The following is a 7,949-nucleotide window of genomic DNA, read 5'->3' as shown; positions in this document are numbered from 1 at the left end:
TCGCAGACACGGGCTCCGACCTGGATGGAAACGGACTCATCGCTCACGGCGGTTCCGGGCGGAGAGGACAGGGGTCCGGCGGCAATGCGTCTGACACACTCTTCCAGCGTCAGTGTCCGGTCGTCGATCGAGGCGTCTGTTGCCGGCAGTCCGGAATCATGGGACCAAAGCTGTCGTATCGTGATGCCGGCCTTCTCGCCGGTAAACTCTGGCAGGTACTTGGCAACGGGGTCGTCCAGCGCCAGCATGCCCTGGTCTACCAGAGTCATCATCGCAGCAGCAGCCAGCCAGCGTGAAGCAGAGCCGATGTCCACGACTGTTCCGGGGCCGAATCTGGCGTAGCCGGCACGCTCGATGACCTTCCCATCCTTCACGACAATCAGGGCCATGCCGCCCACAGCGGGCGCAGCCGAGCTCAGGAAACGGTTGACTTCGGTCATGTCGTAGGAGCCGATGGCCACGGCCTGGCGTCCCGGAGCCGCACACCCGCTTGCGCTCATCAGTACCGCCAGAACGAGTACGCTGGCGACCAGACGCAGCGCTGAGTTGCTCAAGTGGCAGGGGGGACCTGAGGTGTCACGACCGGGTCTGGCTGGCGAACCGGTGCAGGTTCGCGACACTTCCCAGGATGATGAGGCGATCGCCGGGCTCGAGGATGTCGTCAGAGTGAAGCGTGACCAGGACCTCTCCTCCTCGCCGAATGCCGACCACGTTGATCTCGAAGCGGGCGCGGTAGTCGAGGTCCCGGAGCGTCTTGCCCGCCGCGGTATGAGGCATTGGGACCTCGAGGATATCGTAGTCAGGGGAGGATTCAAGAAAGTCGTAGATGCTGGAAAGGCTCAGGCGGTTGGCGAGGCGGATGGCCATGTCATGTTCGGGAAACACCACATCGTCTGCTCCAATGCGCATCAGGAGCCTTCCGTGCAGATCGGACGAAGCCCTGGCTACCAGGTGGCGTATGCCCATCTCCTTGAGGACCGCAGCGGTAAGGACGCTGTGTTCAATTTCTGCTCCGATAGTCAGGACCACAGTATCGCAGTTGAGAATGCCCGCGGCCTCGAGTTCGGCGGGGTCCGTCGTGTCTGCGACGACGGCGAGGGCGACGTCATCCTTGATACTGTCGACGTTGCTCTGCGTTTCGTCGATCGCAAGGACGTCGAATCCCAGCTCAGCCAGACGGATCGCGCAAGACCTTCCAAACTTTCCAAGACCGATGACACCTATCTGTGGTTTCATGGTACCTGCCTCCTATCCTATGGCGACGTCGTCTTCAGCGAAGTGAACCCGACGTTCGAGCTTGCGTACGGGAGCGAGGAGCGTCAACATTGCCGTTAGGACGCCGACACGTCCTGCCAGCATGGTCACGATGAGGACAATCTTGGCGCCGGCAGACAGCGCCGGGGTGATTCCTGTGCTCAGGCCGACTGTGCCGAAGGCCGAGGTAACCTCGAAGAGCAGGGCAAGGGTGGAGAACCTGTCTCCATCTGTTGCAGCCAGCAGGAATGTCCCGCCAAGCACGAGAACCAGACTGAGAGCGAAGACGACAACAGCTTTCTTGACGCTTTCCGTGTGGACGCCCCTGTTGCCGAGGTGTGTCTGGTCCGAGCCGATAATGAGACTCCAGACGAACGCGGCGACGACGGCAAACGTGGTTGTTTTCACACCGCCGCCGGTGCCGCCGGGAGAGGCGCCGATAAACATGAGCAGGATGATGATGATCAGCGAAGTCGGATGCATGTCTCCGATGCGCAGGGTGTTGAAGCCGGCTGTCCTTGCCGTTACCGACTGGAACCAGGACGTCAGGACACGCTCGTTCAGAGACAGGGGCACGAACACCTTTGGGGTCATGTTTTCCAGGATGAAGATCAGAACGGCTCCACCGATGACGAGGACTGACGTAACACTCAGGACCGTCCTGGTATGAGTCGACAGTCTCTTGTAGGGTGTACGCGAAAGGCGGCGCCTGAGCTCATCGATGACAAGAAAGCCCAGTCCGCCCAGAATGATGAGCGCCGGGATGACCAGGTTGACTGTGATGTCGCCCGCGTAGGGCTCGAAACTCGTCATCCCTCCGCCAAGAACGTCGAATCCGGCATTGCAGAAGGCGCTCACACTGCTGAAGATGCCGTTCCAGACAGCCTTGCCTACCGGCATATCGTGGAGGAAGCGCAGGGAAAGGAACAGCGCTCCCAGTCCTTCGCAGACAATAACCGTGGATGCGATGAGGCGGGCGAAACTGCGGGGATCGCGGTGCGATGGTGAGGCAACACTCTCACGGAAGTCACCGGTCTGGCGCAGTCCTAGCCTTGCATTCCGAAAGGCAGCCATGAGCGTCGTCGTCAGGACCATGTAGCCCAGTCCACCAACCTGAATGAGCAGGAGAATCACAACCTGGCCGGACGTCGACCAGAAGGTGCCGGTATCGACGAGGGCCAGGCCTGTCACACACGTGGCGCTCGTCGCGGTGAACAGTGCCCTGAGAAAACCGGGGTGGACACCGGTGTTCGACTGTGGCAAAAGAAGGAAGAGGGTTCCAACAACGATGACAATCGTGAAGCTCAGCAGAATGCGCTGAGCAGGACTCGTCAGCAGGAACCGCTGGAGCATATGGGGTCTCCGATGATTCGGAGCGGGCACGACTGTCATATTCTCGATTTGCCTTTCACGAGCAGAAGTATATCGTTGCGGGAATCATATGCAACGCTCTCCCTCGCCGGTGGGTTTTCTCCGTCGTTCCCGCCTGCGCGGGAACGACGGATGAAGGATTGGATTCCCGCGTTCGCGGGGATGACATGCTATGAGGCGCGCCTCGCTGAATCGCGAGGACAGGGGCAACTGCTATACTGCACGTGGAGGTGACTCATGTGGAATGAGTTCAAGAAGTTTGCTTTGAAGGGCAACATGATCGACCTGGCGATCGGCGTGATCATCGGCGGAGCGGTCGGCAAGGTTATTACGTCTCTTGTGAGTGACATCCTGATGCCCCCGATTGGTCTGCTGCTGGGGCGCGTCAATTTCTTGAACCTCTACATCAATCTCGGCCACACGAAGTATCCGACCTTTGACGCAGCCAAAGCTGCCGGAGCGCCAACGATCAATATCGGCCTGTTTCTCAACGCAGTCGTCGACTTCTTCATCATCTCCGTGGTCATTTTCTTCATGGTGAAGGCGATGAACAAAATGCGAGAGATGACGGAGAAAAAGGCGGTGCCTGCTGCTCCCGCGACAAAGGTGTGCCCTTTCTGCAAGACGGAGATTCCGATCAACGCTACGCGTTGCCCGCGCTGCACGAGCGAGCTGACGGTGGCTAAACAACCACGGCCCGATTGAGGCACGTCCTCGACGGGATGGATTCCCGCCTTCGCGGGAATGACGGACCATAAGATGACGAAGCTTTCGGGCGGACCGGAAAGGTCCGCCCGATTGTATGCTAGAACACCAGCTTGTGGTATTCGTCCTCCAGCTGCCGCAGATGGTCCATGCGGTCGGCGAGAATGAGCTGAAGTTCTGATGCTTCCTGCAGAGAGTTGCCGGAGAGAGCGGACATCAGCCGGGTGCACAGGGCGGGATTTCCGAGGGTGTCGTCGGCCAGCTCGTGGCGCAGAGCGTCGATGCGCTTCCAGAGGTCCTGAGCCCGGTCGCTGACAAGGTCGAGCGGCCGGCAGGCGCGTATCGTGTCCAGGTCTTCAGGAATGATGCGGACCAGTAGTTCGTGCTTCCAGCGAGCAGTAGCCGCACTACGGAACGCGTTGATCACGCGCGGCGTCAGCGCATTTCCTGCGGTCAGAACGCGAACGCGGTCCGGAAAAGTCACCAGGTTCTGCATGTTCTCCCAGACGGTCGCTGGAGGAACGCCAAAAAGGTGGTCGCGTTCTTCCTGTGTGTAGTTCTCGAAGACGTTCTCTTCCGCCCGATACGCCCGGTCCTGCTCAAGGTAGGCTGCGGGTTCACCTGCCTTCTTGGAGATCTCCGCAAGGAGAGCTTCGGGTGGCGTGCTCGACTCGACCGTCCACTTGATGCCGTCAAGCATTGCGAGGATCGACGCGGCCACGGCGAGGTAGGTGTTGGTGTAGGGGTTGGGAGCCCGGAGTTCGAAGCGCGTTGCCCTGGGGTTGTCGACGTCTCGGACCAGGCCCGCCAGGACCGTGCGGTTGCGCGATGGGCTGGCAGGATCGCGTCCAAGCGCGGCGACGATGCAGACGGGTGCTTCGAAACCGGGTTTGAGCCTGTTGAAGGCATCGTTGCTCGCAGAGATGAACGGACCGACGACCTCGTAGTTGCGCAGGAGGCCCATCAGCGCTCCGTATCCGATCACGCTCAGGAAGTCGGCATGCATGTCGGCAGGTGCAAAGAGGTTGATGCGCCTTCCGCTGGGCAGGACGCCCGCGATGCCCAGATGCGTATGCTCGCCGGAACCGGCGACGCCCGGGATGGGTTTGGCCTTGAAGTTGACCTTGAGGCCGTTGGCGCGGAATGTCTCCTTCACCAGGATGCGCGCAAGGAGTTCATTGTCGGCGGCCTGGAGCGCTGAGGCGTACCGCCAGTCGATTTCCATCTGCTCCATGACGTGGGTCAGTTCCCCGCCGGCTCCGATGGCAGCCTTGACGCCGCCGACTTCCTTGTGGCCCATCTCGGGGTGCAGACCATATGCTTCAAGCGCCATCACAGCCTGCTCGAGAGCAGTCCGGGCAACGCCTCGCGTGCGCTGCCAGTAGTTCTCCTGCAGGATCTGCGCTGCCGAGAGTTCCTCGACGTTTGCCGTATCGGTCGGAGTCTTGATCCAGAATTCCAATTCTGTCCCGACGGTGAACTCGATGTCCGCAAGCCGCGCCGGCTCGAGATGAGCAAGCAGTGGGGACGAGGCATGGTTTCGCAGAAGCTTCAGGAGTTCTGCCCGCGCATACTCCAGTGTGGCTGCAAGCAGAGAGCGCGAGTCGATGCGCTCACCGTGGTGCACCAGAAAGGACGGGATGCGCAGGGTCCCCACCGGGAGACCAGTCTCGTGGTCCACGTGTTCCTCGTTGTAGTCGACGAACCAGGTAGCCGTCAGGTCGGGCGCCAAGTCGACCTGTGCATCGTCCAGTGAGGTCATGCCAGTCAGCACGACAGACGAACCGTCGGTCTGGACAGCCTTTCCGGCCAGAAATGCGTCGATGTCGGCGACAAAGGTCTGGATGGGGATACGCTCGTCGGTGTCATTGCCGGCAAGGTCGATCGCCACGAGAGAGACGAAGCGAATCTCCGGATGCTCGCGGAGGATGGCGAGCAGGGTCTCGCGGCCACACTGGCCTCCTGCGATGCTGTAGATGCGTTTGTCGTTCATAGGAACTCCTCGATGCAGTTTTCCTGAGAGTACCGTCTGGAGCGATTTTTGCAAGCCGCGGGCTTCACACTGCTATACTGAGAACATGAAAAACCGACATGGACATAGTGGCAGCGAGCTGGAACCGGCGATTGACGACCGGCCCGCTGGAGAGCTGATTCCGGATGTACTGACTGATGGTCTGCGTGTCGTCTTCTGCGGTTCGGCATTGGGGGATGTTTCCTGGGAGCGGAGGGCCTACTATGCCAATCCTGGCAATCACTTCTGGCAGACGCTTGCAGAGGTCGGACTGACGCCACGCCGGCTTGCGGCTGAGGAATACCCGCGACTGCTCGACTGGGGCATTGGACTGACTGACCTGGTCAAGACCGATCACGGACAGGATGCACACATCTTTGACGGCCATGTCGACCTGAACGAGGCGCGCAGACTGCTCAGGTCAAAGGTCCTGCGGTGGCAGCCGCGTGTGCTGGCATTCACCAGCAGGACTGTAGCAGCTCAGTTCCTTGGGTGGCGGGCTGTGCCAGGCAGGCAACGGGAGTGCATTGGGCAGACCGTGTTGTGGGTCCTGCCGTCGACCTCCGGTCTGGCGCGACGCTTCTTCGATATTGCACTCTGGCAAGACCTTGCCCGGTTCGTCCGTGACCCTGCCGGAGGAGCCCCTTGATTACCTGCAGCCCGGGATAGACTGGTCATGTCTGGTATCATGTCGCATGAGAACAGGGAGAACGATGATTGTTGAGACGGTTGCAGGGGATGTCCACGCGGAGCTGGAGGAGTCGTTACCTCAGTTCCCGGACGAACGCGGCCTGCGGTGACATGACGAGCAACAAGCTCACAACGCTGCACATCAGGATTCCTGACCTGAGGGGCATGCTGCCCGGCGTCGAGACTGCGGTCTCAACGGCGTTCTGGGTTCCCCTTGCCGAGTTTGTCCTGCGTCGCTCGGGGACCTTCGAGGTCGTCTGCCTGCGGGAAGACACCGATGCCATCAAACTGCTCATGCCGGTCGCTGAGACGATTGAGCGAAGACACGAAGACGGAGCCCTGATGTTCTGGGGTGCCGTCACGCCTGCGGTCACCAGGGCTGTCGTCGGAGGCCACGGTTCCGGTCACGAATCTCTCTGGTGGTGGCAAATCGCTCTGACACGTGACGGCGACCAGGTTTTCGTCCTGCAGGATTATGGGGCGCATATGGACGTGTTCGGGCTTACCGGGGATGAAGCGGCGGAGGTCGTCGACCTCCTGCCATTCGCGGCACGTACTGTTCGCACGATGAATACGACGGGGACTCGCTGAGGGCACGCGCCCTCGGTGTCGACTTCTTCACCTTCTGATCGACGGCCCGTTGAGGGAGAGCGCAGTTTGCGGTATAGTAGTATCCAATCGTGCTGCAATTGCACGCATGACACACAGGCCTGTGGGTCTGTCTTGACGTGATCTGGAGGTGGCAACATGCCCGGAACGTACTACATGCCAGGGGTCAATCTCATCCATCGCGGTGCGCTGAACGACGTCGGCACATGGGCACAGAACCTGGGCGGGACCAGAGGGCTGATTGTTGCATCCATGGGATCGTACGGCGAGGAGCAGGGGAAGATGGTCGCCGAGGTGCTGGCCAAGAGCGGCATCCAGTCGATCGTCTATGCCGGCGCAGGACCAAACCCGACCGACGTGATGGTCATGAACGGCGTCGAACTGTACAAGGACCAGCACTGTGACCTTCTGGTTGCCATTGGCGGCGGCAGCGCCATCGACTGTGCCAAGGGGATCGGCCTCATCATCAGCAACGGCGGGACGATCGAGCAGTACGAAGGTGCCGACAGGGTGTCCAGGTCCCTGCCGCCGTTCATTACCGTGAACACGACTGCCGGTACAGGCAGCGAGGTAACGTCGGTTGCCGTGCTCACCGACAGCAGGACACACCACAAGATGACGATTGTCGACTGGAGGTTGACAGCCGACGTGTCTGTGAACGACCCTCAACTCATGGTCACCATGCCGCCTGCGCTCACTGCTGCCACAGGGATGGATGCGCTGTCGCACGCCATCGAGGCGTATGTGGCGACAAACGCCACGGCGCTCACCGACGCGCTGGCGTACGAAGCCATCGTCCTGGTATTCCAGTGGCTGCCCGCGGCGTTCGAGCATGGAGAAGACGTCGCCGCTCGCTATGGCATGTGCAATGCAGCCTTTCTGGCCGGCCTTGCGTTCAACAACTCCGGCCTCGGGTACGTCCACGCCCTGTCGCACCCCCTGACCGGCAAGTACGGACTGCCACACGGCGTCCTCAACGCCGTCCTGCTCCCCGCAGTCATGCGATGGAATGCCGTGCTGGCGGGGACGAGGATGGCGAAGATCGCCGTAGCCATGGGCGCAGGTCATCCGTGGCGCACTGACCGGGAGAACGCCGAGAAGGCCGTCACGGGCGTCGAGGACATGAACCGCCGGCTCAAGATGCCGTCGGGGCTTGCTGCCATGGGCGTCAGGGAAAGCGATATCCCCGCTCTGGCGGAGGAAGCCATGGAGGAGCTCGTGGGCAAGACCAATCCGCGTCAGGTAGCGTCCGTCGAGCAGATGCGCCGTCTGTACCTGGACTCGATGTAGTCCAGGCCGGTCTTCAGAA

General features: G+C 60.9%; 8 protein-coding genes. 4 read left to right on the top strand and 4 right to left on the bottom strand.

From position 1 onward, the window contains the following. From C0398_02720 to C0398_02710, 3 genes are all read right to left on the bottom strand, one after another. On the bottom strand, nucleotides 1-500 hold a 500-nt coding region (locus C0398_02720), incomplete at its 3' end, for a hypothetical protein (protein MBA4364905.1). Nucleotides 501-576: 76 nt separating this feature from the next. Then, nucleotides 577-1,236, bottom strand: a complete 660-nt coding sequence (locus C0398_02715) for a potassium uptake system protein (protein MBA4364904.1) — start codon at nucleotides 1,234-1,236, stop codon at nucleotides 577-579. 12 nt (nucleotides 1,237-1,248) lie between these two features. Beyond that, nucleotides 1,249-2,646, bottom strand: coding sequence for a Trk family potassium uptake protein (locus tag C0398_02710; protein ID MBA4364903.1), 1,398 nt, complete (start codon nucleotides 2,644-2,646; stop codon nucleotides 1,249-1,251). A gap of 216 nt (nucleotides 2,647-2,862) precedes the next feature. Here C0398_02710 and mscL point away from each other — a divergent pair, with 216 nt between their 5' ends. Then, complete coding sequence (mscL, locus tag C0398_02705; GenBank protein ID MBA4364902.1) at nucleotides 2,863-3,330, top strand: large conductance mechanosensitive channel protein MscL; 468 nt, start codon at nucleotides 2,863-2,865, stop codon at nucleotides 3,328-3,330. Nucleotides 3,331-3,430: 100 nt separating this feature from the next. On the opposite strand, the gene C0398_02700 is transcribed toward mscL, so the two are convergent. Then, on the bottom strand, nucleotides 3,431-5,323 hold the full coding sequence (locus C0398_02700; protein MBA4364901.1) for a glutamine synthetase: 1,893 nt from the start codon (nucleotides 5,321-5,323) through the stop codon (nucleotides 3,431-3,433). Between the two features lie 85 nt (nucleotides 5,324-5,408). Between C0398_02700 and C0398_02695 the strand changes: the two genes are divergently transcribed. The 3 genes from C0398_02695 to C0398_02685 all read left to right on the top strand — a co-directional run bounded on the left by C0398_02695 (nucleotide 5,409) and on the right by C0398_02685 (nucleotide 7,930). Next, nucleotides 5,409-5,990 (top strand): mismatch-specific DNA-glycosylase, encoded by a 582-nt coding sequence (locus C0398_02695; GenBank protein ID MBA4364900.1) that lies wholly within the window; start codon nucleotides 5,409-5,411, stop codon nucleotides 5,988-5,990. 152 nt (nucleotides 5,991-6,142) lie between these two features. Next, a complete protein-coding gene (locus C0398_02690; protein ID MBA4364899.1) occupies nucleotides 6,143-6,622 on the top strand; it encodes a hypothetical protein in 480 nt (159 codons plus the stop codon). Nucleotides 6,623-6,778: 156 nt separating this feature from the next. Next, nucleotides 6,779-7,930, top strand: a complete 1,152-nt coding sequence (locus C0398_02685; protein MBA4364898.1) for an L-threonine dehydrogenase — start codon at nucleotides 6,779-6,781, stop codon at nucleotides 7,928-7,930. Nucleotides 7,931-7,949: the final 19 nt, after the last annotated feature.

The sequence above is a fragment of the Coprothermobacter sp. genome (genome assembly GCA_013824685.1).
Taxonomy (GTDB): domain Bacteria; phylum Caldisericota; class Caldisericia; order Cryosericales; family Cryosericaceae; genus Cryosericum.
Note: the sequence above shows the minus strand (reverse complement) of the source record. Positions and strands in the feature narration are given on the sequence as shown.